Source organism: Marinifilum caeruleilacunae (assembly GCF_013141825.1).
GTDB lineage: Bacteria > Bacteroidota > Bacteroidia > Bacteroidales > Marinifilaceae > Marinifilum > Marinifilum caeruleilacunae.
In genome coordinates this window covers 56,295-83,278 of the sequence record NZ_RZNH01000002.1, presented here as the reverse complement: position 1 = coordinate 83,278, position 26,984 = coordinate 56,295, and the positions used below count along the sequence as shown (strand labels likewise).

Here is a 26,984-nt window from a genome sequence, read left to right as displayed (position 1 = left end):
GATCCGGCTTGTTTTTTATATGCATGTGTTCGACTTTGAAATCGTTATTAACTGATTTCTTTTGCATACCGTAATGCATCATCAAACTTGTCACACATTTCTTTCTCGCTGAGATATTGGGCAATTTCGCTTCGTTTCAATTCCATTTTTACCTCTGGATTTACGCCCGAAAGTATCACCTTCGTTTTGCGTTTTTCCAGTGTTTTTATGATTTCTGTAAAATTCCTGATACCAGTAGCATCAATAAAAGGAACATGTCTCATCCTGATAATCAATACGGAAGTGGAATGTTTCAATTCGCGCAAAGTTTCCTGGTACCTTTTAGCTGCCGCAAAGAAAAAAGGTCCGCTAATTTCATAAACTTCAATCTCTTTCGGAAGCTGGTTATAGTTCTGAATATCATCCGAATCGGTTTCAATGGGTATTACCCCGTTAATTTTAGACATGCGATACATGAAAATTAAGGATGCCAGAACAATTCCTATTTCAATGGCGATGGTAAGATCAACCAAAACGGTAAGCAGAAAAGTGCTAAGCAAGACGATGATATCGAAACGCGATCCTTTTAAAATGGATCGGAATGTGCGCCATTCACTCATATTGTAGGATACTACAATTAGAATACCCGCCAGGCACGACATGGGAATCAATTTTGCCCATTTTCCAAACACCAGCATAATTAAGAGCAAAGTAAGTGCATGAAAGATTCCGGCAATTGGTGTGCGTCCACCATTTTTTACATTGGTAGCGGTTCTTGCAATGGCTCCTGTTGCGGGAATGCCGCCAAAAATGGGAGAGAATATATTGGCAATTCCCTGTGCAATTAGCTCGGTATTGGAACGGTGATTTCCACCAATCATTCCATCGGCAACCACGGCAGAAAGCAAGGACTCAATGGCACCCAGAATGGCAATGGTAAGTGCCGGTTGAAAATAGTTGTGAACCAAGCTCCAATCGATATTGGGCATGTCAAAGCCAATGGAATTTGGAATTTCTCCATACATCGATTCGATTGTGTTTACCGGCAATTGAAAAACCTGTACCAATATGGTCATTAGAATAATGGCAATGAAAGAACCTGGTACTTTTGGAATGATTTTGCCCGCGTAAATGCTAATCAGTATTGTTGCTAAACTAATAAGAATGGCATAAACATTAACAGATTGCAAATGTGAAAAGTAGCAGGTCCATTTAGCAATAAACTCAGATGGCAATTCGGCAATTTCAAGACCAAAAGCTGCCTTAATTTGTGTTGAAAAAATCACGAGGGCAATTCCCGAAGTAAAACCTACAATTAAAGGATGCGGTATAAATTTAAGTATGGCACCCAATCGCAACAAACCGAATAGCACAAGAATTATTCCGGCCAGAAAGGTTGAAATCATTAATCCTTCCAAGCCATACTGCTGTACAATTCCGTAAACAATTACAATAAATGCGCCGGTAGGTCCGCCAATTTGTACGCGGCTTCCTCCTAAAAAGGAAATCAGGAAACCTGCAATAATTGCTGTAATTAATCCTTTTTCGGGCGATACACCCGATGCTACTGCAAAAGCAATGGCCAAAGGAAGTGCCACAATTCCAACAATAATACCAGCAAATAAATCTTTTTGAAAAGATTGAGCGTTATAGCCTTTTAAAACTGAAAACAGTTTAGGCCTGAAGATCGATTCCATTAAAATTTTGTTTGAATTAAGCTGCAAAAGTAATGCGAATCGACTCTCGTTGTTCTCTATTATTGATAAATTTTTCAGCTAATTTACGAGAGCAATTTTAAGATAAAATGGTCCGTAATTATTTGATTTTTAGCGCTATTTTCTATTGGTTTGATCTATTGTTAATTACAATTACAATCATCTGTTTTGTATAAATATAAGCAAGTGTAAAATAAGTTGATTGAATGAACTTTATTAATTGTATTTTTGTGCGAATTTAGTTTTCAAATCCTAAAAAGGACGATAAAAACAGTAAAAGAAGCATGCAAATACCTCAGAAATATAAATTCATTGTTCAGCTTGGTAAAGCTTTGCACACTTATGGAGTTCCTTCCTATAAATCTCAGATTTACCTTAGCGAAATAGCCGAGAAGAAAGGAATCAAAGGGAGTTTTATGGATACGCCTACCTGGATCAACTATGTGTTTTACGAAGAGGATGATCATACCTATAATTACGTGGAGTGTGTACCTCCGGGCGAATTAAATTTGGGTGCTCTTTCGAAGATTGTTGAAATTACCAATCATGTTTTATCTAACAAGCTGAGTTTTGCCGATGCCAAATTAAAAATAGAGCAGATTAAAACTGCTCCTTTGGGTTATGGAAAGTGGGTTGAACTGATTGCTTTTATGACTTCTGCCGGTGCTTTTTCCATAATTCTGGATACAAGCTGGACTTCTGCCATTATCGCTTCCATATTGGGAGCTATTATTTATGGCATTACGCTCATTGCGAATCGATCCGATTATATCAGAAGTATACTTGAATCGCTGGTGGCATTTGTGGCTACTGTAATTACTGGTGTTTTGTCGCTTTATTTCGAGCAGGTAAATATCTCGATGACCATTTTGGCCTCTATCATTGTTTTTATTCCCGGACTATCGATTACTACCGCGTTGGAAGAAATTACTTCGCGCAGCCTGGTTTCGGGTACTGCAAAACTCTTTGATGCATTGGTCTCGCTCTTTAAGCAGTTTTTTGGTGTTGTGCTTGGTTTGGCCATTCTGCCTTTGTTTATCGATCTTCAGCCAAATACAGTAATTAATGATGTGCCCCAATGGGTCGATTATTTTGCCATTGTTCTATTGGCCATGAGTTTGCTTCCAGTCTTTAAGGTTCGACCAAAAGACCTACTGTTCTGCGTAATTGCCGGATTTATAAGCTATCATACCACAACGCTTCTCGATTTTTCAGGAATTCTGATGAGCATTTTTATTGGCACCATCGCAGCTGTTTGTTGCAGTAAGCTGTTTAGCCGAATCACGAAATCGCCTGAGCTTGTATTTTTGGTTCCCGGCATTATCATGCTGGTACCAGGAAGTAAGGCGTTTATTGGTCTGAGTAGTGTGTTTTTAAATGCAGCCGATGCACCACACAATATGGGCGAACAGATCCTTTACATCTTTATGGGAATTATTGGTGGACTGATTTTCTCAGGTAGTTTTATCGACCGAAAAAACAGGTAAGAATAACTTCATCTATTTCAGCTTCTTTTTCAGTTGATGAAAATCAAGATAATACAAGAGTCTGAGAGAGATGCTATTGAACTGATCGCTTTCCAGGATATCAGCCAGGTTGTCGAAATAGTTTTGATCGACTCTGGAGTTACTTGCCTGAATGTTATTTTTCCATACCAGCGATAAGTTACTGCCTGGGGCAAATTCCCAATTGTAGGCAAGATTTACCGTAAAAGCATTGTAATTAATATGATTCTGATTGCTGTAATCTGTGTCGGGATTCATTGTACCATTTCTTCTCAGCAGGTAGGATTCTTTGTGTTCCACCTCCGACCAATAATGGCGAGCGCGTAGGCTCAAAGACGATTTTCGATTAAAAATCCACCTGCCTTCAAAAGTGTTTGATATGGTATTGATATCTCGGTTCACGAAATAAATTTCACTGGCATCGGCATTGGTATCGGCAAATCCCAGGCTGTTTTTATTGCTTTGGAAAGCGAATTCATGAGACAGGAACAATTTGTCGCCAAGTCTCCATTGTGGTGTGAATTCGATCCAATAGCTTTCCTTGTTAAAGGTTGTACCTCTCCAGTAAGCAATTTTCGTTTGCAAGGCCAGGTTTTTCCTTGTATCTGTTCGGTGTGTGAGGCTAAACCAGTAATCGATAGGTTCTTTGTACTTCCAGCCTTCAATTCTGGGTTCATAAAAATCATATTTAGGAACGGGCGTAAAACTGCTTTCAAATGTCAGGCTTGAATAATTTTTAAATACCGCATTTGTATTCCAGTAAAGTTCAAGAGAGGCAAATTCATTGGGCGAATACAAATTGTTTTGTACCACCTGCAACATGTTGGTCAGTTCGTTAAATATGCCAAAGGGTTGGTACAAATTGTATTTAAATCGAAGCAAATTGGTAAACTCGTTGTTTTTTTCAAGGTAACCCATTGCGTTGGGATCAAATTTCTCATCGGTTATGGTATGAATCAGATCAAACTGAAATTTACCCTTGATTCGCGAAAACTGAAGGTAGTAACGGTAACCTGTTTCCTTATCTTCGAAATTCTTCACATTGCTAATGGCTGCATTCCCCGAAAGCGCATAGCTTTCCGCTTTGTTGGTAAATTTAAATTCGGTGGCCGTTACATTCGATTTGAAATCAGAGCGATTGCTCACCACATTGGTATTTGCAAAACTCAGGAAAGATTGATTGCCAAAAGATTGATCGAGAACCAACATGTTGTAGTTAGAAAAGCCTTGTGTTAAGAATTTACGTTTGTTCCCTGATACAGTATCCTTTATACTGGCATACTCATTGGAATTCATGGCATTGATAAAACCAATACCCAGTCCCTTGTTTGTTCTGCCCGATAGTTTTGTTGCATTTAACAATTGGGTTTCATTTGGGTTATCACTTACAATTTCATTTTCTGATAATTGATTCCAAACTTCATTTTTTCGAATTGGCGTGCCGCCCAATCGCCTAGAATAGAAGATATTACCTTTGCTGAATAATTCCATTCCTTCGGTAAAGAATGATCTTTTCTCATCGTAAAATGTTTCGAATGGCCCCAGGTTCAGCAAGTGGTCATCCGACTCTACCTGTCCAAAATCTGGAATCAACATCATATCAAGAGTAAAACTTTCGTTGATTCCATATTTTACATCCAGGCCACCTTTTAGCGCGGTCGAAAAACTTTCATTGCTTTCCTTTTCAAGATAGGTGCTTAAATAAGGCGTAAAAGACAAGCGAGTGTGCGGTTCAATATTTTTAATGCCATGTAGTTCGCCTGCTTGGTTCAACCATCCATATACATTCTTGTCAACAAAATTCCAGGTAATGCCTTCGTTTTTGCGCTTAATCAAACGAAAGAAATTTACTTCCCATGTCTGGATATCACTTTTGGGAAATCGCAGTGCAGAGTAGGGGATTTTCATCTCGACAGCCCAACCCCAATCATAAAGCTTTACCTCACTTTCCCAAACGGCATCCCAGGCTTTGTTCATGGCATGAATGGTATTTCGGGAATCCATTTGAATGCCCGAAGCGCTCACCATAAACTCTACAGCAGTTCGGCTATCGTTCCATGGATTTAGTTCCACCGAAAATAAATCGGCATTCAACTGATCGCCTGCATCCCGAATTCCATATTCTGTTAAAATCTGATTGGCTTGTGAATCGAACAGTTGTGCGCCAATGTATAAGGCATCATCATCGTATGCCATTTTAACAATGGTGCGTTCGCTGGGCTTATCACCATTAAAGGGGCTCTGTTGAATAAAGTCTTCGATACTGGCAGCCTGTAACCAGGTGCTATCGCTCAATTGTGCATCAATTTTAGGTGCAATACTGCTGCGCTTAATGTGAAACTGTTTTCGCTTTTGTGCAGCGAGACTTGCGTTAAAGCTAAAGAATATCAGAAGTAGGATGATTGTTTTTTCTTTCATTGGTAAGCAGTAATATTGGTGGTTGAGTTTGCTTTATACCAAATATGAGAAAGTGAAAACTTACGGGCAATTATTTTAAGCTAAAGTGCTGTTTTGCGGTTTACAAAGATCAATTTGAAGTATGAATGCATTTAGGGCTGGATAATGGTAAATGGTACTTCGAAAGGCTGCGTTCGTCCAAAAACAAATGACATGAATTTTGCAGATTTCCCGACTGGTGTCTCATCCACATCATCCATGTCATTGGTATGTTTTTAATTATTTTTTCTCAGGAAACTTGTAATAGATTTTGTTTACCATTTTCCATCCATTCGGGAATTTATACAATGCAATGTAATCAACATAAGTTAATTTTTTACCAACAAAAAACTTAATTTTTGCTACGGCAGCATTACCCGTAATGTCGATAGATTCAAAAGTAACACTCACTTTCTTTTCTCCTGTGCGAGGAAATTTCCCATCTTCTTTTTTCTTTTTGGTTCTTTTCTTCCACTCGTCAATTGGCAAGCTCCACATGCTATTTTCTTCACCAATACCAATCAATCTAAAGTCAGGATGAATACCTGAATCGATCTTGTCCAAATCACCTTCGTTCTGCAAACCATCTACATAAGCAGTCTGGATTACTTTTTTAATTGCTTCTTTTTCTTTTTTTAGATCATGAGCAAAAACTCCTGAACATAGCATAGTTGCTACAAACAAAAACACAATTTTTTTCATTTTTTTTGATTTTTAGGATGAGTAAAATACTTTGGTAAATTTGGAAGGTGGTTAATAGCAGTATCAATTTTACAAAGCTAAATATAAGACAAATCGGAATTTGAACAAAGAATATTTTCCACTTGCCTTAGATTCAATTCCAGAAGATTTATATTTGCATAAAGCGCATGAGTAAATGAACACGACACATCTATATCATTTTTTCGATACCGATTTTCCCTTGAACCAGGAAGGTTTAAAAGAATTGATTGAATCCTTTAGCGAAAGCAATTTCAAAAAAGGAGAGCGTTTGCTCACTGAGAAATCGGTAGATTCGAAATTAAGATTCCTGAATAGGGGTGTGGTTCGTGAATTTTATTCCAACGATCAGAAGGAAACCAATATAAATTTCTATACCAAAGCCCAGTTTATCACCGATTTTTCTTCCTTCAATAATCTGCTTCCAAGCAGGAAAAATCAGGAGTGTTTGACTGATGTACAGTTGCTTATTATTGGGAAAGACAGGTTTCAGCAGTTGCTTGATAAGTATCCTTGTGGAAAATCCTTTATCGATCAGACCTTTCAGAAATTACTGGAAGAGCGTGAAGAATTTGAATACATTCGCCTGACCAAACAACCAGAAGAAATGTACCAGATGCTTTTTGAGAATTCTCCTGAATGCCTGCAAAAAGTGCCGCAATACCATATTGCTTCCTTTTTGGGAATTACTCCTGAAACCCTAAGTCGAATCAGGAAAAAAATCGCCTCTAAATAGCAAATATTCGCCTTTCTTGATTTGAATCAATGAAAAGTGGATTTTGGCATTTTAATTTTGTAACTAGAATTAAAAATGTCAATATCATGAAAATACATCATTTACGACACGCAACATTTGTGATCGAAGCAAATGATCATTTTATATTAATCGATCCAATGCTGGGCAGGAAAGCATCAATGCCTCCATTTGCCTTTTTCCGCCACAAGGCACTCAAGAATCCAATAATCGAAATGCCGGCAAACAGCCAGGAAATTCTCGATAAAGTAACGCATTGCCTTGTTACGCATTATCATCCCGATCATATCGATAAGGCAGGAATTCAGTTTTTGAAGGAGAGGCAGATTCCTGTGTTTTGCAGCTATATCGATCAGAAGAAATTGGAAAAACAGGGCTTGAAAATAGAACAAAGCATTCAATATTGGGAGAACCAAGAGTTTTTGGGCGGTAAGGTATGCGGAATCCCGGCAAGGCATGGTTATGGCTGGGTGGCCAAACCAGCTGGCGATGTGATGGGATATTTTGTTGACTTACCAGATCAGGCGAGTTTATACATTAGTGCCGATACCATTTATACACCCGATGTAGACAAGGTTTTCGAAGTGTTTAAACCAGATTTATCGGTGGTAGCCAGTGGAGCTGCTCAATTCGATATTGGAAGACCTTTAATTATGGATCCGACTGATGTGATTAAATTTATTCGAAATGCTCCGGGTAAAGTTTATGCCAACCATATGGAAGCCGTAAACCATTGTCCTTACAACAGGGAAAAACTGAATACAGACTTGCATACAAATCACTTATCCGATAAGGTATTTGTTCCTGAGGATGGAGAAAGTTTTGAGTTCTAATGGTTCAAAAATAGATAGGAAAAAGCCTGGTAGTGATCACTATCGGGCTTTTTCAGTAATAAGTATACAAGATTCAGTAATCCTTATCCTTTATTGTTTTTGTGCTGCTCTAATTTTGTAAATGCATTATCACAGAAGAATGTAATGTGGTTGATTGTATGAAACGAACTTGTAAATTTTAATTGGAGACTTCATGCACTTGGTTAAAATTTACTTGTGAGTTTCTGTACTAAAAAATTGAAAAGATGAAAAAGGTAGCATTAATTACAGGAGCTTCGGCAGGTATTGGAACAGAATTGGCAAAAATTCATGCCGAAAAAGGTGGCGATTTGGTAATTGTAGCCAGGAGAAAAGACAAACTGGAGGAACTGAAAAAAGAGTTGGAAGAAATGTATGGAGTACAGGTTTATACCATTGCCAAAGATCTATCGAAAAGCGAAGCTGCTTTGGAATTGTATGATGAAGTAAAGAAGCAAGGCATTGAGGTGGAGTATTTACTGAACAATGCTGGTTTTGGTGGACAGGGGAAATTTCACGAGAGAAAGTGGGAAGATGACCTGGCCATGATTCAACTGAATATTGTGACTTTAACTGCCTTAACAAGATTCTTTTTAGATGATATGCTCAAGAGAAACAAAGGGAAGATCTTGAATGTTTCATCGACTGCAAGTTTTGCACCAGGTCCGTTACAGGCGGTTTATTTTGCCACAAAGGCTTTCGTAACATTTTTCAGCAATGCCATTAGCAATGAGCTGAACGATACCAATATCACGGTAACGGCATTATTGCCTGGCGCTACGGAAACCGAATTTGCCAAAGTATCGGGCATGGACAAATCAATCGGTTTTCAGCAAACAGTAAGTGCAAGAAGTGTGGCCGAAGATGGCTACAAGGGCATGATGAAAGGAAAAATGGATGTGATATCAGGCTTAACTTTTATGCAAAAGCTGATGCTTTCTTTTATTCCAATTACGCCTAAGAAGCTGATTCTTGAGCAAATGCGTAAATTTAATGCTGTAAATTAAGCAAGATGAAGAATGTAATTATTACAGGAGCCAGTGGCATGACAGGTGGAATTGTGTTGGAACACTGCCTGGAATCATCGGAAATTGATAAGGTAACAAGCTTTGTTCGAAAGCCTTCAGGCATAAAGCATCCGAAATTGAAGGAAATTGTTCTTTCCAATTTTTTAGATTACTCTGAATATGTAGAGGAATTTAAAAATGTACATGCGGTGTACTTTTGCATCGGGGTGTATACAGGTGCTGTTCCCGATCAAATTTTCAGGGAGATCACAGTGGATTACAGCAATGAGTTTGTGGACAATCTAAAAGCACACAGTTCGAATGCGAACTTTTGCTTTTTGAGTGGAGGAGGAGCTGATAACAGCGAGAAAAGTCGCATGTCTTTTGCCAGGTACAAAGGAATGGCAGAAAATTATATGTTTGCCAATTTGAACAATGCCTACACCTTTCGTCCAGGCTACATTTATCCTGTAAAGAAAAGAAAGGAGCCTAATTTTTCGTACCGAATTTCGCGAAGATTGTATCCGCTAATAAAGTTGTTTGGGAAAAATGCAAGCATCAAATCAACCGAACTTGCTTACGCGATGTTTAAAGCAGGATTGCGTGGAACGCCTAAAAAAGTTCTTGAAAACCGAGACATTTTACAATTTATAGAATCCGTTTAATTGTTTTAATTGATCTATACCCTTCATCCTCACTAACATATGATTGGTGGGGATGATAATTTTTTGAAAACAGCTTTTACTTTTTGGATATTGCAACCGGCTCATTGACTTAAGATTTAACGGATTTTAGCTTTACAAGTATCCGAACATTTTTAATGTCTTTCACCAATTCATTCAGAGCTTTCAACTCCTCATATTCATTCTTCTCGATAATATCGGATTTAATTTTATAATTCGATCTCAGGATGATTTCATTCTCATGTAAAACATTCATAATGAATAGGTATTCGCCAAATTTGTTGGCGAAATTTTTATTGACTTCGGCTTGACTGATTAGCTCAACATTGCATGGAAATTTAAATGAATACATGCAGAAATCGGTAAATGCAAAATCCAGGTAGTAGTTTAGATCCAGGGAATCCAATTCACTGTTTATCTCGTTATGCAGCAATAAATTTTCAAGAGAAATACTTACAATACTATCATTTAAAAAGTGAACCGACTCTTTTATATGTCCTTCAGCATTTACACTAAAAAGGAAGGGTTTTTCATTTTTAAAATGAAAGCTGGTGATGCTATCTATTTCTACGTCTGTTTTATCTCCTTCAAATTCAGATAAGGCCTCATAGTAATCACTCATTTCTTTGTTTTTTCCCAGCATTCCATAAAAACTCCTGATATCGGTCGACATCCCACCTGAAACCGAAAGTCTCGATTTAAAAGTGGTTTCTTTCTTCTCTAAATTGACATTGCAATAATAAATTTGCTTGATAAAATTTCTGTTGGAGGTCATGCAAGGCAGCTTAATTACATTCACAGCTACTGAATCTACCTGGGCCATTTTAAGATCATAGGAGATGAATTTATCGGTTCTTCTTAGTTTTTCATCAATTGCAGGACGAGCAATAATGGCATCGGTATTGTACAGTGCTGTTGGGATTTCGTTAATTTGATAGTAATGATCTTCGGTATGTGGATAGAGCAATGTAAGGCCATTATTTGGATTTTCGTAAGCAAAAAAGACATGATCATATTCGCCTCTTCGAATGTAGTAGGGATCAATTTTTCCCGATCTTTTGCTTCTTGCAAAAACTGCCCAATACTTAATCTCCAAATCTTCCAATAACTGGCGATACATCCTACGAATACTAATTGGATCGAAATGCTTTTTCTTTAAAAAGTAGCCATTGGTTTTTAAAAACTCTTCGCGTGTTGGGGCTTGCATTCCCATTTGATTGATGATTTCCTGATGAAGCAGATTGAACTGATGATATTTACTACTGTCAACTGCTTTACCCAAGACCTTTTTCTTCCATTTTTTATAGTAAGATGATTTTTCAAGATCGATACGAATGGGTTGAGTAATGATATTGAATTCCTGGTTGTAGACTTCCTTCCATGTTCTCAAATGATTTTTTTCTTTTTCGATTGAGTAATACAGGTAGGGCAGTTCACAAGGAGCACAGGTGTATTGATTTGTGTTAATGGCTCTTACCTTTTTTTGGCGGAAGGTGCATGAGGCCACTGTGTCGCTTACGGTAGTTACCGGATCGGGGAAACCATTGTAGCTTTTGTAACGCAGCCAAAGTCCAGGTGCTGTATTCACCCTAAATTGTGTGTACAAACTTGGTACTTCATGAAATAAATCCACAAAATCAATCATTTCATTTTTTTCCAGGATATCGGTATAGCTGTAGGTGGTATGTATGGTATCACCTGGCTCAACGCCGGGAATGGGATAATGAATCATCTCTAAAGATTTTTCATCTGTTTTGTTTTTAAACAGCAAACTCGTATCCAGTTGTACTGTGCTGCCATCAGCTTTTAATGTGTTGATTTGTAGTTGGTCAAATTTATTTCTCACAGATGGCATCAGGTTGAAGAAGGCATACTTATCGACACCTGTTCTTGTGTTTACCACCATTTTGCATTTGTACTTTATGGTTCTCGAGAATTCTAACCAGGTTCGGTTATAGGTAACATCGGTGCTCGAAAAAAGCATGTAAGCATCGGCATCTGTTATTTTATTGCTCTTGTTTTGATTGCTTATGGTATCCGTAGCAAATGTACTCAAACTGCACAGAGAGAATAGACTGGCAAAAAAATAGAATTTAGCCTTTCTTTTGAAGTATAATTGGTTCATTGGTAATTTCTTTGAAGGATTTTAGAATATGGTTGATTGCTTCCTTGTTGTGCTTATCGATGAATATATGGTTGAGAACAAAGTCATAATTACACTCAAGCAAGCCATTTTCATGTTTTTCGATTCTCATATGTAGTGAAACATTCTCTTTTGTGATCTCATGTTTGATGGGCTCAAATTCTTTATACTCATCGGGCAATTGAATTTGAATTTTTACTCTTTTGTGGCAGGTATGTCCGAGATATGTTCCCTCCAAAAGCATCTTTCTTTCCACACTTTCCACCAGGCGAGGTAAGAAATCGAGGAAGAGCAGACTGTTGTGTTTATCCTTGAAAAGTTTTCCTTTTACTGATATTTTTCCCTGTGCCTGCAATGGATCCTGAGAGTCGGATAATTTCAATTCACCAATGTTCTCCTGGTTGAAAACCGATTCATAATACTTTGTACAAATTTTATTTCTCTTGTCTTTGTTCTGATCGTAAAGCGAATACTTTAAATAGTTACCTGAAAGACCATTATATGAGACATGAAAATCACCTTCTATGGCATTTTGGTCAGAATTCACCTGTAGCTTGATCTGGTAATCAATGAGATTTTGCCGGGGAGAAAATCCTTCAACAGAAAGAAATTCACCACCATCTTTATTAATGATCAAAATGGATCGATTCTGAAGACTTTGAACCGGCTGTTCCATGATATGGATCGGATCGGTAGGGTCTAAAATGATTTTTTTGCCATTGCAATAGGCAACACAAATTACATGATTGGCTGACACCAGGGAAGGAAAATCGCAATTGCTGATATGATTGAAAGTTGCTGCCAGCGCAATGTCGCTGCGAATTCCCTTGTGTCTAAGTGCTTCCGATAAAAAGTTTGATAAATCTTTACAATCACCATATTTATGACGATACACCTCGTTCACGTGGGAAGGAATGAAGGCACCCATTCCTATTTCTATGGCAACATATTTAAAATTGGATCGAACATATTTGTAAAGGCTTTTAATGATTTGTAAGCTATCGGTCATTCCTTCTGTTAACAAATCAATTTTTCGAAGGGCCAGAGAATCCAACCCTATTCTTTTTTCAAGTTTGTTTAGGTACCAATGGTTCATATATGCAGTTTCATTACCGATATATTCTGTAGGGGTAATAATGGTTCTGAACAAAGGAACTTTCAGGTTTCTGTAGATACCAAATAAAGCCAGAGGATCAGCTTTAATTTTAATGGGTACAGCTTTGATTTTCCATTGTATGGCAGTATCAAGAAGAACAGAATCTACTTGTAAGAATTTTATGGAATCCTGGTAAATCAGGTTTCTTGCCATATGAAGCGATTTTGGTACCGTAATTTTGTATTTTATGCTATCTACATCATGAAATGAGAACAGTCGCAAATCGGTAAAATACATGAGTTCCTTGCAATGTATACTGTAGCTTACTTTTGCATTTTCTTCGGCCGGAACCGCAATGGATTTGATTCTTTTACTGGTAATGTATTCCGTGTCAATGTCTTTGCTGGCAATGGCCTGATGTTTAAAAGCTTTGTATTTCTTTCCTTTTTTGATCTCAACACGCAAATTCTCTACTTCTTCCAATTCGCGATCGTAAAATATGGGATAAACAAAATCTTCCGAATTTTTTTTGAAGTGCACACTAATGTTTCGGACAAAAGATGAATCGTTTTGAATGATCACTTCTTCTTCTAACAATTGAATTGGGATGTCCTGGCAAAATCCCATAAGGGAAAAGAGGAAAAAAAAGGGCAAAAAAATTAGTTTGCTTGAGGGGATATTCACAGGCTAGGGGGCTTAGAATGATTTATAATAAATTAAACAGGTGTCATTTTAAATATAACGAATTTTAATGACATAATAAATCATATTGATTTTAAATAGCAAGTGCAAATTGGCTTGTATTTAGTAGCTTAATCGCATACTAATACTTAGAATTACATTTATTTCGATCTGTAATTATTTGTGTAGAAAAAATAAGGTATACTTCCTGCCTCAAAGGAGTTTTACCAGCACTCCATTATTCATCAAATTATTTTTGCATATCCTATATGCAGCCACTTTGCCTCATCTTGTTTTTGTATGCATCAGTTTTTTAGCAAGATATAGGCATTTAAAGAAGTTGCTACCAATAGCCAAAGCACGTAGGGCAGAATAAACAGTGATTTCCACTTTAAGGTGGAAGTATAATAAAGCAGAAAGAAGCTTGTGAGCAAAGTAAGAAGGAGAATGACCAGAAGTCCGGCCAAAACAAAATGGAAGTAAAAGAAAGTTGGGTTCCAGCTTACATTCAGAATCCATTGCAGGGCAAATAGCAAGATCAATAGGTTCCTGTTTTCTGCTTTTGGCCACAAATAGGCCATGTAAAAGCTAAAGCAGATCATGATTGTGCTCCAGGCCAATCCAAATGTCCACCCTGGGGGTGTCCATGGAGCTTTGTTGAGTCCTGCATACCATTCGGAAGGTACACCTTTGCTTGTAAAAATGCTGCCAATGGCCAAAGCGCCAAAGTTGATCAGTAGGAATAGTAGGAGTCTGTATATCATATTATTGAGGCTTAGTTGTTGTATCCTGATCTTTTTTCCTGAACCAGTTTTTAGGATTGAAATAGGATTTGTATTTCACAAAAAGTTCTTTGCCTACCAGGATTCCACCACCCCAAAACAAAACCTCACCAATCACGAGGGAAATGGTAGAGAGGGTAATTTTCGTTTTGGCCTCTAATTCCAGGAATGGGATTACGGGCAGGATCAGGAAAAATGGAATGCAGGCGATCATTAAAATGATTCCCAGTTTGATTTGCCAGTTCTTCTTTTTCATACCTATGAAGCTAATGTTTTTTTCATTCAATTTAAAGTGCTTAAGTCAAAAATCGATAGTTTGATTTACAACTATTTTCCCTTTGAAACGTTATATCATTACTACCTCAGCATCTTCCGATTGATATCAAAAGCTTGAACACACGCTATGAAATGATTTAACAAGTGCGTAAAAATTCGTGGCATGGTTGATAAAGTCATCATATTGAATCTACTGAATAAGCTATCGAAAGAGAATCGTAATATTTTCTGGAAGATGGAATGTTTGTACAGTGATGCAAAGGGAACCACCATTAATCAGATTCTTTTGTATTCTCAAAACAATTGCAGAAGCATAGGGCGCTTTGTGTACCGTGGCGAAAGTGGCATGGTACAATTGTGCATGCACGAGAAATTGAAGAAAAGCAGCTCAGAGCACATTGTTGACCTTCTATTGGATCTGATCAACGATTCCAAAGAACAGAAGGCGATCCAATCATAGGATCACCTCCGTTTTATCTCAAATCTTCTTCTTATTTTATATCGAATCGATCAAGGTTCATTACCTTGTTCCATACAGCAATAAAATCTTGTACAAACTGTTCATTAGCATCTTCGCTGGCATAAACTTCGGCAAGAGCACGAAGTTCCGAGTTCGAACCAAAAATCAGGTCGGCCCTGCTTCCAGTCCAAATCAGCTCTCCACTTTTTCGGTCGCGACCTTCGAATAGTGAATCATCTTCCGAAACCGATTTCCAGGTGGTTCCAAAGTCGAGCAGATTGATGAAAAAGTCATTGCTCAAACTTTCTTTCTGCCTGGTGAATACCCCTCGATCTGAATCATCAAAATTCGTATGAAGCATTCGCATACCACCTAAAAGAACAGTCATTTCAGGAGGTGTAAGTGTTAGCAGCTGTGCCTTGTCTACAAGTAAATCTTCGGCAGAAGCACGAGTCTTTCCTTTCAGGTAATTTCGGAAACCATCGGCCATTGGTTCCAATACGGCGAATGAATCGATATCGGTTTGTTCCTGCGTGGCATCGGTACGTCCCGTACTGAATGGCACCGTAAAGTTGAATCCACTATTTCTTGCAGCCTGTTCAACAGCTGCGCAACCTCCAAGTACAATGATATCGGCCATCGACACTTTCTTGCCATGTTTCGTATTAAAAGTATGCTGAATTTTTTCCAGGTGATTCAGAATCACAGCCAATTCAGCCGGACGGTTTACCTCCCAGTTTTTTTGAGGTTCCAGCCTGATTCGTGCACCATTGGCACCTCCACGCTTATCCGATCCACGGAAAGTAGAGGCCGAAGCCCAAGCTGTAGATACCAACTGAGAAATAGACAGGTTTGAATCCAGAATGGCATTTTTTAATTCGCTAATGTCCTTATTGTCGATCATCGGATGATCGGCCTTTGGAACCGGATCTTGCCAGATGAGTTCTTCCTGCGGAACTTCTGGACCCAGGTATCTTGAAATTGGCCCCATGTCCCTGTGCGTTAATTTGAACCATGCACGGGCAAATGCATCGGCAAATTCCCCTGGATTTTCATAAAACCGCCTCGATATTTTCTCATAGTCAGGATCTTCGCGCAGAGATAAATCTGTTGTCAGCATAATTGGGCAATGCTTTTTCGACGGATCGTGTGCATCGGGCACAGTTCCTTCACCGGCGCCACCTTTTGGTTTCCATTGGTGAGCCCCGGCCGGACTTTTTGTAAGTTCCCATTCGTATTGGAAGAGGTTCTCGAAAAAGTTGTTGCTCCATTGAGTTGGGGTAGTGGTCCATGTTCCTTCCAGGCCACTGGTAATGGTATCCCCGGCATTTCCGCTGCCAAAGGTATTCTTCCATCCCAAACCTTGCTCTTCAATTCCTGCAGCGGCGGGTTCTCTGCCCACATACTTGTCAGGATCGGCAGCACCATGTGTTTTTCCAAATGTATGCCCACCGGCAATGAGTGCAACCGTTTCTTCATCGTTCATGGCCATACGGCCAAAGGTTTCCCTGATATCGTGAGCTGCAGCAATTGGGTCTGGATTTCCGTTCGGTCCTTCGGGGTTCACATAAATCAAACCCATTTGAACCGCGCCAAGCGGATTTTCCAGTTCCCGATCGCCTGTGTATCGTTTATCGCCCAGCCATTCGGCTTCCGAACCCCAGTAAACATCCTGTTCGGGTTCCCACACATCTTCGCGACCACCTGCAAAACCAAAAGTTTTAAATCCCATTGATTCCAGGGCACAGTTCCCGGCAAGAATCATTAAATCGGCCCATGAAATTTTTCGGCCATATTTCTTTTTAATCGGCCATAAAAGTAACCTGGCTTTATCGAGATTCCCGTTGTCGGGCCAGCTGTTTAGGGGAGCAAAGCGCTGTGTGCCCGATCCGCCACCGCCTCGTCCGTCGGAGATGCGATAAGTTCCGGCGCTGTGCCATGCCATGCGAATAAATAAAGGGCCATAATGACCAAAATCTGCCGGCCACCAGTCCTGCGAGTCGGTCATCAGCTTGTAAAGGTCATTTTTAATCGCATCCAGGTCTAGAGACTCAAAGGCTTTGGCATAATTGAATGCCTTACCCATAGGATCCGATTTAGAGGAATTTTGACGGAGAATTTCTAATCTCAACTGGTTAGGCCACCAGTCGCGGTTAGAGGTTCCTCCGCCTGCAGTTTGCTTGTGAATGCCACCGGTAAAGGGACATTTACTTACATTTTTTTCAGTAAAACTCTCCTTATTATCCATCTTGTGTTTCGTTTAAAATTCCTATAAACCTAAATTTACGGAAATGTTTATCCATTCATGTAATTAATTATTAAATATTTACATGATATTATTGTTTTGAAAAATGGAGTTTGTATCTAAGTCAGAAGGTGATGTTTTACTTTTTAAACAGTATAAAAATGATTTTGTTTTTGCAGGCTAAACCTTTTTATTCTTTTGGACTTCCGACCAGAAAAAATCTTCCAATCGTTTCGAACCATATGGCTTAGCAATATTGTCGTGGCTCATGGCAGTTAGGAAGAACTCTATCGGTCCATAGGTTTTTGAAGAGGTAAATGTTCTTAGGAGAAAAATGATGAGTTTTCTGATCCAGTCCGGAAGGTGAGTAATTTTTATCTCTTTTTGCCATGATTTCAGGGCCAGTTCGGCCAATTCATTCTGGCTGAAAATCTCCATTCCACCCACGCTTTCTTCCTGAACACCTACACGCATTTTATCAATACATACTTTTGCCAGGTCTTCACCATGTATGGGATTTAGTTTGTACTGTCCATTACCAAAGAGGTATACTCTTCCTGTTTTTGCCATACCCAGAAAATCTCTCATATCCGAAAAGAAACCATTGGGCCTGATAATGGAATAGGAGATGCCCGAAGCCACCAGTTCATCTACAAAGCGTTCTTTGGCTTCAAAAATTTTTAAATGACGAAGCCGATCGCCATGAATGGCCGAAACATATTGAAAGGTTTTCACATTATCGCGCAAAGCTTCCTTCAAGAGATTGGAGTTGGCCTGGTAATCTACATCCATGTATGTGAAACCATCCTTTTGGCGGGTAATGCCAATACAGGAGAAAACCCAATCGATATTGCTGCAAACGCCTTTGATGGAAGCCGGGTCGGTAGCTTCTCCCAAATGGTAATGGTCTACCTGCTCAAATTTCTTTTTCTGATTTTCTTTGCGGATCAAGACGCGTACCCAGTAGCCTTGTTTTTTCAGTTCTTTTACTAAATATTGTCCCAGGTATCCACTTGCGCCCGCTACCAACACTTTTTCTTTCTTCATCTTTTTTTTATAAAGTTAGGGCAGGCAGGGCAGTTTCTACTTGACGATCGTCAAGAACCGAGTTTTTTGTGCACGCGGTTCTTAATTCTGCTTAATGTTTCGGGCGAAACACCTAAGAAAGAAGCGATGTATTGTTGGGGCACACGCTGAAATAAATCTCCTTGTGTATTTAGCAAGTCGACATACCGCTCTTCGGCCGATTTGCATACAAAGGAAGCCACCAATTTTTGATAGGTGATCAATTCATTTTCTGTAGCAATGCGTGCAATGATTTCCATTTCGGGCATTTTGCCTAAAAGTTCTTCAATTTTTGCTTTTGTAAATACATAGAGTTCCGTTTCTTCAATAGCCTGGTAATTTTCAATGGCAGGGATATTAAAAGTATAGCTTTCGCCTGCACAAATAAACTGGCCTTCTGTGTAAAAGAATGCGGTTTTGTCTGTTCCATCAACATTGTAGAACAATCTTACACAGCCCTTTGTCAGTAAGTAAATTTCATCCGATATTTTCCCTTCCGAAAAAATGATATCATTCCTTTTGAATACTCGTTTACTCACCGACTTGCAAAGCAGCTCGATGGCTTCATCGTTTAAAGGTGCGTATTGCTTAATATGTTCTATTAACTTGTTCATGCGTCTTCTGCCAAAACGATTTTTCTTTTACTGTAGAGTTCTTTATAAAGATCATTTAAAACATACAGAATTAAAATAGCAAGGATATTAATATGTAGATAATACTCATATTTATCAACATTGTAGCTGAAATTAAACTCTGAAGTCAGTCCGAAATTAAAATTAAAGAAAATACCATCGGTAAAATTACATCCGAGAGTAAATTTCGATCCTGAGAAATAGTCAAACTTATATCCTCCAACCGCTATGGAAACGATTTGCAAAACCTGATTGATCATGGAATAAATCAATCCTTTCCTGTAATCTTTTTGTAATAATGCGATTCCAGACTTAATAGAGAAAAGGTATAATCCTGCAGCAAGAAGAAAGATTAACAGGATGGTTCCATTTAGGTTATGTGTCCTTGTCATTAAATAAGCCGTTACATATATTCCCAGTAATCCGCCAATAATTTGATAAATGGATAATGTCCAGATTGTGATTTTTGTGTTCTTAATTCGAAGTTTCATCTAATGTTTGCTTGAGAGTTGTTTTATTACTATGCCATGTCATTATCAGGGCATTCATCTTCCTTTATTGGGTAAGTATTCGTTTCAGCTCAGACTGATATTTCGGATGATCCGTCATTTGATTGTGACCTTGATTTTCCAGAGAGATCAGTTCAACCTTATCTGGAAAATCCATGCGAAGTTGTACCGCTGCTTGGTAAGAGATCACCCGATCGTCTTTTCCATGAAAGATAGTAACAGGCATGGAGCAATTCTTGAGGTATTCGTTGGTAGCAAATTTGTATTTCAGGAGAAAAGTAGGCACAAAAGAAAATCTTTGGCGCATCATATCAGTTAAACTGTAATATGGAGCTTGTAGAATTAAACGGGCAGGCAGGTTATCGGATGCCAGCTTTGCGGCCAGTCCGGTTCCAATGGAATAACCTAAGACAACGATATCCTCCTCTTTGTAGATTTTCTTCAGCTCATCGTAAACCAATTGGTTGTCGGTATAAAGTTGCTCCTGGCCTGAAATTTCACCTTCACTTTTTCCGTAACCTCTGTAATCGAGCATCAGAACATCGTAATTCAGACTGGTATAGTTTTGGGCCACATTTCCCCACGAACGCAGCGAACCTCCATTTCCGTGAAGGTAGAAAATTACACCTTTTGCACTATCGGCCTTAAAGAGTAGGCCGTGTAAGTTAATGCCGTCGGCTGTATTGAATTCCAACTCTTCAAATTTCTGTGTAAAATGGAAGGAGTGATCTGCCTCCAATTTTTCCGGAAAGAAGATGAAATTTTCCTGCAAGAAATAGAGTCCTGCACAAAAAGCTACGTACAGGACAAGTGCTATTTTTAATGTATTGATTGCTACTTTTTTCATTTCTATAAATAATCTTTTCTGGGAGGAGTAAAAACATCAATTACCTCTCCGCCTATAATCACTTCCCAGCTGTGTGGGGCATTTTCTGGAATGCAATAGCTGTCGCCAGGCAATAGTTTTTCGGTAAATTCTCCGTACTGAATGATGTATTCTCCCGAAATTACGTAGCCACTTTGCTCGTTTGGATGAGCATGAGGCGGGACTTTGTCTCCTATTTTATAATTCATTTTAGTGACCATAGATTGATAGCCCGATGCCAGCACCTCAAAGTCGACACCCTTGAATTCTCTTTTCTTTGAATCTTTTGATTTTAGGATCATTTTAGATTGATTTATTCCTTTTTCGTCTAAAATTTACTTCTTAATAAACTTATAAGTTGCATGCTTGTTATCAGCATCAATTTTTAAAATATATAAACCGTTTGCTAAGTCGTTTACTTCCAGCATCAATTGTTTCGAAGTATGGCTTTGTTTTGACATAACAACTTGCCCTGATGAATTGTAAACATTCACTTGTATATCAGCGTAAGCTCTATCCAGATTTATGTGTAAATTTTGCTTTACAGGATTAGGGTAAATGTTCCAATCTTTTTTGAACTCATCGAATACCGAGGTAATGATGATTGAATAACAATCGGACCTGTCGCTGCATTCATTTTGATTCACAATTACAGCATAATCACCATCTTCCACTGGCGTGAAGGAAGCATTGGTTTCCGACTCGATTTCAGAAAATTCATCGTCACATTTTACCCATTGGTAAGTAGCATCCGAAGCCACAGCTTTTAGGGTAGATCCATCTTGTTCTACTCTTGTGTCAACCGATTGAACAGTTAAAATTACAGTTTTGGTAGAGTCGCATCCAGAATGAGTTTGAAACACTTCTGTATATTCTCCCGATTCGGTAAGGGTTTGCGACCCCAAAATATACTCTTCGCCCTGGCAAATGTTAATTTCTGCCTCTTCATGATAGGCAGGAATTACATTCAGTCGCAAAATTACAGTAGAATCGCAAGCGTGCACCGATTGGAACACCTCAGTGTATACACCCGTTTGGGTGAGCGTTTGTGTGCCCAAAATGTATTCATCGCCCTGGCAAATGGTGGCTTCCAGTTCTTCCAGGTAAATCGGCTTGACAGCCAAATGTAAGATAACGGTGGAATCACAATTGTGCGCCGATTTGAAAACCTCTGTGTAAACGCCGGCCTCGCTAAGATTTTGAGTGCCGAAAACATATGTGTCACCCTGGCAAATCTCCACTTCCGTTTCGGTATTATGGGCATGCCCAACTTCCAGTCTTAAGGTCACAATAGAATCGCAATTGTGAACCGATTTGAAAACTTCTGTGTATTCTCCTGATTCTGTTAAAGTTTGAGTGCCCCATACATACGCTTCTCCCTGGCAGATTTTAACATCTTCTTGTTCGTGGTATTCTGCATTTACGGTAAGATTCAGGATCACTATGGAATCACATCCATTAATCGATTGCAGAACTTCTGTGTATTCTCCGACTTGGGTGAGTGTTTGAGAGCCAAAAATATAACTTTCGCCCTGGCAAATACTGGCTTCCAATTGGCTTTGATAAGTTGGGTTTACCTTCAGATTTAGGTTCACTACCGAATCACAATTGTGCTGCGATAGGAATGTCTCAGTATATTCACCTGCTTCGCTTAATATCTGGGAACCAAATAGATATTCATCACCCTGGCAAATGGTAGCTTCTATGTTTTCCTGGTAGATTGGATGAACGTTGAGCTGCAGTGTTACAATGGAATCACACTGTAAATCCGATTCAAATACCTCGGTGTATTCTCCCGATTCTGTTAAAGTCTGACTGCCAAGCATATAATTTTCACCCTGGCAAATGCTGGCTTCAATTGTTTCATGATATGTTGGTTTTACCACCAAATTCAGGTAATAAGTACTATCGCAACCCGTTGAACTGCTAAGTTGGTCAGCATAAGTACCGCTTTGTTTGTAATAGGAGTTTCTCCACAGCAGGCTATCTCCCTGGCAAATTTGCCTCTCTTCGGTCTGTTCGAATACTGGATTCACCACCAACTCGAGCTGGCGGATACTGTCGCAACCCAAGTCCGTAGTAAGTTCTACACTGTAGGTTCCTGCTATAGAATAATAGGTGTTTTGCCACAAAAGGCTATCCCCATCACAAATGGATTTCTTTTCCTCGATCAGGTAGGTCGGATTTACGCTCAGGTTCAATTCATAAATGCTATCGCAGGATAGGTCCGATTCTTTTTCATAAAAATACTGCCCTTCCTCTGAATAGTACTTGCCTTTCCATAGTAGGCTGTCTCCATTACAGATAGAGATGGAAGTTTCGGAATGATTGATTCGATTTCCTGTTGGACTTTCCCAATATCCCATATCAATTCTGGAACACAAATCGGATATCATATCAGGATTACCTGAATCGATACAAGGTGAATTGGATTGTAAGGTATAATCGTGACTTAAGGTATCGGCAAAAAGCGGATCGATAATGATGCCATTGTTGTGGCTCGTATTCCCGGTAACGGCTCCATTGTTAAAGGTATCGCCATATTTCAGGCAGGAATAGTTCACCTGTATTGTTGCACCATACATATTATAACCCGTATAATTGATCATATTTGGCGATCCGTGATTCCAGACAATCGAATTGTTAATTTTAACTGTACCACTGGCAAATACACCACCATTCCCCGATTTGGAGGCATCGCTGTTCAGGCTTGTGTTATTGGCAATTGTACTGCTGTTGATATTTACATCATCTCTTAAACAATACATGGCTGCACCCGATTGCTCTGATTCATTGCTGTGAATCAAAAGCCTGTTGATGTTGATAATTCCGTTAGAACTGTTGTCGTAGCTGCAAATGGCAGCACCGATTTTGGATTTGTTATTGCTTAAAATACAATTGGAGAGGTTCACAATGTAATAGGCTTCGATAAAAATACCTCCTCCTTTTTCGGGATCATATCCGTTAATCAGTTTAAAACCGTTGATGCTTGCACTGATAATACTATTTCCCACAATGGAGATACACCTGTTTTTCTGCTCCCCATCTATAATGGTAGTATTAGGCTTAATGCTGTCTCCGATGAGATGGACATCGGCTACATTGGGCCAGGTAAGAGATTCTTTATAAGTACCCGGACTCACAAAAACCGTATCGTTAGGACTACAACAATTTAGAGCTCTTTGAATGGTGGCAAAATCGGCAGGAACAAAGAAAGAGGTTCTGTCATCATCGGTATAAGCAAGTAAGGTATTGGAATCCTCCGATTCGTTGCCGGATAGATCAACAGATTTTACCTTTACTTCATAAGTCACATAGGGGATTAAATTTTGAAGTGTATCAATTTGGTCATCATTAGGAACTGTTTTTTTACTCCATTGCAAGGAGTCTACACATTTATAGTAAATATCAATATGGTCGATATCGCTTCTATTGTCATCCTCCCACTTTAGGGTAATGCTTTGGTCCTTATTATTCTCGAGAGATTTTAGAAAGATAGGAGCACGATAATCACCAAATACCTTTGTGGTTCTAAAAGGAGAAGCATCAACATATACGGTAATCGAATCACCTTTCCCGGATGGATGATTGATATCGTTATAAGGTCCAGAATCATCTCCCCAATAGTTGTTTTCGGCATTCAACACATTGCCATCGTTCAAGCTGTTGATTCCAAAATTATTATTGAGAAAATCCGATTCGTTTACCTGCAACATTCCCTGCGCCTGGTTTAATATGGCCACATCGTTAATCGAAAATATGGTGGAATCAATTGTGGTGTTGATGGATTTGTTATTGATTCCATTTTCGTTGGCCGTAAAAATGGACTTATGTATGTTAATGCTGTTATCGGCATGATTGCCAAAAATTCCATGAGTGAAACCTTTAATGGTGGAATTGCTTAACTCAATAATTCCTGCATATTTTGTTAGGCTAATTCCTTCAGATGCACCAAAATTGCCTTCAGAAGGCATTTCATCCTGATCTCTGCTGATGGTACAACTGTCCACTATTAGTTTTCCGGTATTATTGTCTCTACCGGTTTTGATGGCAGTTTTTTGCCCCGAAAACTCGGTGTTTTTAATGGTAAATTCTCCGTAATACTCCACTCTTACGCCAATGGATTCATTGTCTTTTACGACTGAGTTTTTCAGGATAATGTTCCCCTGCATGAAAAACAATGTTCCACTAATAGAGTTTCCATTATTATGGACGTTCACATCATCAACTACACTTGTTCCTTTTACCGAAAGGGCGGCACCATAATGGTATTTGGCGGAATTTTCGGTGAATTCACTGCCTGTTACCGATCCGTTTCCATCGACCGAAGCACCACCACCATATGATTCTGAGCGGTTATTTTTGAAGGTACAATTCGAGATGCTATAATCGGGAGAAGTAATGGAAACACCCCCGGCATTGATAATGTTTCGATTGTCGCCCGTTGAATTGTTGTTGGCCACCATTACATTGTGAAGCCTGCAAACATCGGCCTGGCATCGTATACCACCAATGTAATCGGATTGATTGGAAAGAATGGCTGAGTTAATAAGGACAAGATTGCCTTCGGAATAAATACCCCCGGCCATTTCCTGGGCTTCACAATTTTCGATTAGCACAGAATGCAACTTCACACTTCCATTGGTAATTTGAATTCCACCACCTTTTTGAGATGTAAGTCCGTTTCGAATTCTGAAACCTTTAATAACTGTATTGGTGTCGATAGCAGCATGAATGATGTTGATCACCCTGTCTGATTCTGTACCATCGATTATGGTATTGGTACTATCGCCTGCACTTAGGAGTTTGATTCCATTTGTTTCGGGCCAGATGATATTTTCTTCATACACACCTGTTTGCACCAGAACGGTATCATTACTCGAGGCATTGCTTAAAGCGGCCTGTATGCTTGAATAATCGGTAGGTACATGAATTGTTCTTTGGGAAAAAGCGGTTGTAGAAATACAGATGGCGAGTAGGCCCAGAAGGTAAAATTTCTTCATAGAATTCGTTATTAGTCTTGGTGTTAAAGTGTTTGTTTTTACCTGCTAAATGGCTGTTTGACTTTTAACGAAAGCTCACACATTCATTCCATTTTCTTCCAATCGTTTGATATCTTCCCAGAGCCGGTACAGGATTTTATCTATACAATATAATTTTTACTGTATATCAAATCTAGCAAAAGCTGTTCATATTATCACCGCCTTAGATGTAAAAATGCTTAATATAAAATGATTCTTTGTAAAAGAGTCTAAGTGATTTTATGATTGCGATTTAAAGGCTGTTTTGTAGCTGATATAAGGAGCTGTTGTTAAGGTTTTATTATGTGAAAGCACTTATATGGTAGTGGAGCTTTTACTTCTCCATTTCTTTGATTTTTTCGAGCACTTCCTGTTTCTTTGTTTTATTGTATATCAGCTGGTAAGCTTTCAAGGCATTTGAATGGCTTCCTTTTTTTCTTAATTCATCCGCTATGTCAGTCATTGTTTTGGCTTCTGCTACAAAGAATTCCGTTTTTTCTTTGGCAATGTACTGCATTGCATCTACAACGTTCTGATAGTTTTCGGTATTCAGATTGATAAGAATATTGGGCATAAAAACAGATTCGCCAATGATTATTTTATTCCCCAGTCGATCATTCATCTCATCGGCATATTCCAGAATGGAATGGATATTCTGAGACAACAAATGGTCGGGAATGCTTGAAAAGGAATGAAGAAAACTATTGGCTCTGCAAAAGCCTGTAAACTCGTTGGTTTCATGTGTTTCATCGGCCAGAAGCTCGAACTTCCATTTTAGCTTTGGCAAGTTTAAGGAATCCAAAGTGTTGTTGAAAATCTTGTTGGCTTGCTCCAATTGTTCGTAATTCTCTCTCGACCCGATATTGAAATACAAGAATGTTGGATTTGTTGGAGCAGTGATTCCAGTACTTTCATTAAGCATGTGAATGCATGGGCTCGTTGCGGCATAGAAAGAAAAAGTATCAGGCGATTGCATCAAAACGTCCATCACAAATCCTCCGGATATGGAATGACCCGAGATGTATCTCGTGGAGCTGGCATTGAATTCTGCTTCCACAAAAGGAATTAATTCATCGTTTAAAAATTGCAAATAGTCTTTTCGATTGTTATCACCAACAAAATATTTCCTGGGGTACTTATTTTCAATTCCTATCACAATAGACTGGTCACGATAAATATCTGCCCTAAAATCATGAGCAAGAGAACTGATCACATAAAGTACGGGGTATGATTTTGTTTCATAATCTTTGGGAAGGTGAAGGAAAAGGACTTTTTGTTCTTTTAGGATCTTCGAGTTAAACTCCATGATCGAACCACTGTTTAATTTTTCAAGCTTCGATTGGGAAAACAAGCTACTCGATAAAAGGATAAGAACGATTAATAGTGAACTTAGCTTTGCCATAATTCTTCTTCTTTTAATTAAATGATCCTGTATTGGTGCTGTAAATCAATGAATTCTATTCGACTACCAAATCTAACAAAAGCACCTTAGAATTCCATTGCTGCGACAATGAAATTTATTAATGTAAAATGATTCTTAGTAGTTTGTTTGTGGTTTA

At 38.8% G+C, this 26,984-nt stretch carries 21 protein-coding genes; 6 read left to right on the top strand and 15 right to left on the bottom strand.

The window, feature by feature from the left end; all coding sequences use genetic code 11:
* Positions 1–47: 47 nt before the first annotated feature.
* Complete coding sequence (locus ELS83_RS01825; RefSeq protein ID WP_171593806.1) at positions 48–1,676, bottom strand: SulP family inorganic anion transporter; 1,629 nt, start codon at positions 1,674–1,676, stop codon at positions 48–50.
* Positions 1,677–1,978: 302 nt separating this feature from the next.
* On the opposite strand from ELS83_RS01825, the gene ELS83_RS01820 reads away from it, so the two are divergent.
* A complete protein-coding gene (locus ELS83_RS01820) occupies positions 1,979–3,181 on the top strand; it encodes a threonine/serine exporter family protein (protein WP_171593805.1) in 1,203 nt (400 codons plus the stop codon).
* A 12-nt stretch (positions 3,182–3,193) separates the two neighbouring features.
* On the opposite strand, the gene ELS83_RS01815 is transcribed toward ELS83_RS01820, so the two are convergent.
* Both ELS83_RS01815 and ELS83_RS01810 read right to left on the bottom strand, forming a co-directional pair.
* Positions 3,194–5,617 (bottom strand): DUF5916 domain-containing protein, encoded by a 2,424-nt coding sequence (locus tag ELS83_RS01815; protein WP_171593804.1) that lies wholly within the window; start codon positions 5,615–5,617, stop codon positions 3,194–3,196.
* A gap of 258 nt (positions 5,618–5,875) precedes the next feature.
* On the bottom strand, positions 5,876–6,337 hold the full coding sequence (locus tag ELS83_RS01810) for a nuclear transport factor 2 family protein (RefSeq protein ID WP_171593803.1): 462 nt from the start codon (positions 6,335–6,337) through the stop codon (positions 5,876–5,878).
* 175 nt (positions 6,338–6,512) lie between these two features.
* On the opposite strand from ELS83_RS01810, the gene ELS83_RS01805 reads away from it, so the two are divergent.
* From ELS83_RS01805 to ELS83_RS01790, 4 genes are all read left to right on the top strand, one after another.
* The gene (locus ELS83_RS01805) at positions 6,513–7,091 is read left to right on the top strand and encodes a Crp/Fnr family transcriptional regulator (RefSeq protein WP_171593802.1); all 579 of its coding nucleotides are present in this window, start codon (positions 6,513–6,515) and stop codon (positions 7,089–7,091) included.
* 86 nt (positions 7,092–7,177) lie between these two features.
* The gene (locus ELS83_RS01800) at positions 7,178–7,942 is read left to right on the top strand and encodes an MBL fold metallo-hydrolase (RefSeq protein WP_171593801.1); all 765 of its coding nucleotides are present in this window, start codon (positions 7,178–7,180) and stop codon (positions 7,940–7,942) included.
* A gap of 245 nt (positions 7,943–8,187) precedes the next feature.
* Positions 8,188–8,967 carry an SDR family NAD(P)-dependent oxidoreductase gene (locus ELS83_RS01795; protein ID WP_171593800.1) on the top strand — a complete coding sequence of 260 codons (780 nt, stop codon included), beginning with the start codon at positions 8,188–8,190 and terminating at the stop codon, positions 8,965–8,967.
* A 5-nt stretch (positions 8,968–8,972) separates the two neighbouring features.
* Positions 8,973–9,632, top strand: coding sequence for an NAD(P)H-binding protein (locus ELS83_RS01790; protein ID WP_171593799.1), 660 nt, complete (start codon positions 8,973–8,975; stop codon positions 9,630–9,632).
* A 109-nt stretch (positions 9,633–9,741) separates the two neighbouring features.
* On the opposite strand, the gene ELS83_RS01785 is transcribed toward ELS83_RS01790, so the two are convergent.
* The 4 genes from ELS83_RS01785 to ELS83_RS01770 form a co-directional block, all read right to left on the bottom strand.
* Complete coding sequence (locus ELS83_RS01785; protein WP_171593798.1) at positions 9,742–11,775, bottom strand: DUF3858 domain-containing protein; 2,034 nt, start codon at positions 11,773–11,775, stop codon at positions 9,742–9,744.
* Positions 11,744–13,516, bottom strand: coding sequence for a transglutaminase-like domain-containing protein (locus ELS83_RS01780; RefSeq protein WP_171593797.1), 1,773 nt, complete (start codon positions 13,514–13,516; stop codon positions 11,744–11,746). Before ELS83_RS01780 ends, ELS83_RS01785 begins: the two co-directional genes overlap by 32 nt.
* A gap of 359 nt (positions 13,517–13,875) precedes the next feature.
* On the bottom strand, positions 13,876–14,334 hold the full coding sequence (locus ELS83_RS01775; protein ID WP_171593796.1) for a TspO/MBR family protein: 459 nt from the start codon (positions 14,332–14,334) through the stop codon (positions 13,876–13,878).
* 1 nt (position 14,335) lies between these two features.
* Positions 14,336–14,608, bottom strand: coding sequence for a transporter suffix domain-containing protein (locus ELS83_RS01770; protein ID WP_171593795.1), 273 nt, complete (start codon positions 14,606–14,608; stop codon positions 14,336–14,338).
* 183 nt (positions 14,609–14,791) lie between these two features.
* Here ELS83_RS01770 and ELS83_RS01765 point away from each other — a divergent pair, with 183 nt between their 5' ends.
* Positions 14,792–15,088: a hypothetical protein gene (locus ELS83_RS01765; protein WP_171593794.1), complete on the top strand. Its 297-nt coding sequence runs from the start codon at positions 14,792–14,794 to the stop codon at positions 15,086–15,088.
* A gap of 31 nt (positions 15,089–15,119) precedes the next feature.
* On the opposite strand, the gene katG is transcribed toward ELS83_RS01765, so the two are convergent.
* From katG to ELS83_RS01725, 8 genes are all read right to left on the bottom strand, one after another.
* Entirely contained in the window at positions 15,120–17,336 is a 2,217-nt protein-coding gene (katG, locus tag ELS83_RS01760; protein ID WP_171593793.1) for a catalase/peroxidase HPI, read from the bottom strand.
* A 177-nt stretch (positions 17,337–17,513) separates the two neighbouring features.
* On the bottom strand, positions 17,514–18,380 hold the full coding sequence (locus tag ELS83_RS01755; protein ID WP_171593792.1) for an SDR family oxidoreductase: 867 nt from the start codon (positions 18,378–18,380) through the stop codon (positions 17,514–17,516).
* 50 nt (positions 18,381–18,430) lie between these two features.
* On the bottom strand, positions 18,431–19,012 hold the full coding sequence (locus ELS83_RS01750; protein ID WP_171593791.1) for a Crp/Fnr family transcriptional regulator: 582 nt from the start codon (positions 19,010–19,012) through the stop codon (positions 18,431–18,433).
* Positions 19,009–19,521: a hypothetical protein gene (locus ELS83_RS01745; protein ID WP_171593790.1), complete on the bottom strand. Its 513-nt coding sequence runs from the start codon at positions 19,519–19,521 to the stop codon at positions 19,009–19,011. The genes ELS83_RS01750 and ELS83_RS01745 overlap by 4 nt, the downstream gene beginning before the upstream one ends.
* A 64-nt stretch (positions 19,522–19,585) precedes the next feature.
* Positions 19,586–20,386: an alpha/beta hydrolase gene (locus ELS83_RS01740; RefSeq protein ID WP_171593789.1), complete on the bottom strand. Its 801-nt coding sequence runs from the start codon at positions 20,384–20,386 to the stop codon at positions 19,586–19,588.
* A gap of 2 nt (positions 20,387–20,388) precedes the next feature.
* Entirely contained in the window at positions 20,389–20,706 is a 318-nt protein-coding gene (locus tag ELS83_RS01735; protein WP_171593788.1) for a cupin domain-containing protein, read from the bottom strand.
* Between the two features lie 33 nt (positions 20,707–20,739).
* Positions 20,740–25,407 (bottom strand): T9SS type A sorting domain-containing protein, encoded by a 4,668-nt coding sequence (locus tag ELS83_RS01730; protein WP_171593787.1) that lies wholly within the window; start codon positions 25,405–25,407, stop codon positions 20,740–20,742.
* Positions 25,408–25,759: 352 nt separating this feature from the next.
* Positions 25,760–26,827, bottom strand: coding sequence for an alpha/beta hydrolase (locus ELS83_RS01725; protein WP_171593786.1), 1,068 nt, complete (start codon positions 26,825–26,827; stop codon positions 25,760–25,762).
* Between the last annotated feature and the right edge of the window lie 157 nt (positions 26,828–26,984).

Bases quoted from the DNA above. Each gene is read 5' to 3' on its own strand.
- ELS83_RS01805 (WP_171593802.1), top strand. From the start codon at position 6,513: ATGAACACGACACATCTATATCATTTTTTCGATACCGATTTTCCCTTG.
- ELS83_RS01725 (WP_171593786.1), bottom strand. From the start codon at position 26,827: ATGGCAAAGCTAAGTTCACTATTAATCGTTCTTATCCTTTTATCGAGT.
- ELS83_RS01785 (WP_171593798.1), bottom strand. From the start codon at position 11,775: ATGAACCAATTATACTTCAAAAGAAAGGCTAAATTCTATTTTTTTGCC.
- ELS83_RS01775 (WP_171593796.1), bottom strand. From the start codon at position 14,334: ATGATATACAGACTCCTACTATTCCTACTGATCAACTTTGGCGCTTTG.
- ELS83_RS01755 (WP_171593792.1), bottom strand. From the start codon at position 18,380: ATGAAGAAAGAAAAAGTGTTGGTAGCGGGCGCAAGTGGATACCTGGGA.
- ELS83_RS01765 (WP_171593794.1), top strand. From the start codon at position 14,792: ATGGTTGATAAAGTCATCATATTGAATCTACTGAATAAGCTATCGAAA.
- ELS83_RS01780 (WP_171593797.1), bottom strand. From the start codon at position 13,516: ATGGGATTTTGCCAGGACATCCCAATTCAATTGTTAGAAGAAGAAGTG.
- ELS83_RS01825 (WP_171593806.1), bottom strand. From the start codon at position 1,676: ATGGAATCGATCTTCAGGCCTAAACTGTTTTCAGTTTTAAAAGGCTAT.
- ELS83_RS01730 (WP_171593787.1), bottom strand. From the start codon at position 25,407: ATGAAGAAATTTTACCTTCTGGGCCTACTCGCCATCTGTATTTCTACA.
- ELS83_RS01750 (WP_171593791.1), bottom strand. From the start codon at position 19,012: ATGAACAAGTTAATAGAACATATTAAGCAATACGCACCTTTAAACGAT.
- ELS83_RS01745 (WP_171593790.1), bottom strand. From the start codon at position 19,521: ATGAAACTTCGAATTAAGAACACAAAAATCACAATCTGGACATTATCC.
- ELS83_RS01820 (WP_171593805.1), top strand. From the start codon at position 1,979: ATGCAAATACCTCAGAAATATAAATTCATTGTTCAGCTTGGTAAAGCT.
- ELS83_RS01815 (WP_171593804.1), bottom strand. From the start codon at position 5,617: ATGAAAGAAAAAACAATCATCCTACTTCTGATATTCTTTAGCTTTAAC.
- ELS83_RS01740 (WP_171593789.1), bottom strand. From the start codon at position 20,386: ATGAAAAAAGTAGCAATCAATACATTAAAAATAGCACTTGTCCTGTAC.
- ELS83_RS01770 (WP_171593795.1), bottom strand. From the start codon at position 14,608: ATGAAAAAGAAGAACTGGCAAATCAAACTGGGAATCATTTTAATGATC.
- ELS83_RS01800 (WP_171593801.1), top strand. From the start codon at position 7,178: ATGAAAATACATCATTTACGACACGCAACATTTGTGATCGAAGCAAAT.
- katG (WP_171593793.1), bottom strand. From the start codon at position 17,336: ATGGATAATAAGGAGAGTTTTACTGAAAAAAATGTAAGTAAATGTCCC.
- ELS83_RS01810 (WP_171593803.1), bottom strand. From the start codon at position 6,337: ATGAAAAAAATTGTGTTTTTGTTTGTAGCAACTATGCTATGTTCAGGA.
- ELS83_RS01790 (WP_171593799.1), top strand. From the start codon at position 8,973: ATGAAGAATGTAATTATTACAGGAGCCAGTGGCATGACAGGTGGAATT.
- ELS83_RS01795 (WP_171593800.1), top strand. From the start codon at position 8,188: ATGAAAAAGGTAGCATTAATTACAGGAGCTTCGGCAGGTATTGGAACA.
- ELS83_RS01735 (WP_171593788.1), bottom strand. From the start codon at position 20,706: ATGATCCTAAAATCAAAAGATTCAAAGAAAAGAGAATTCAAGGGTGTC.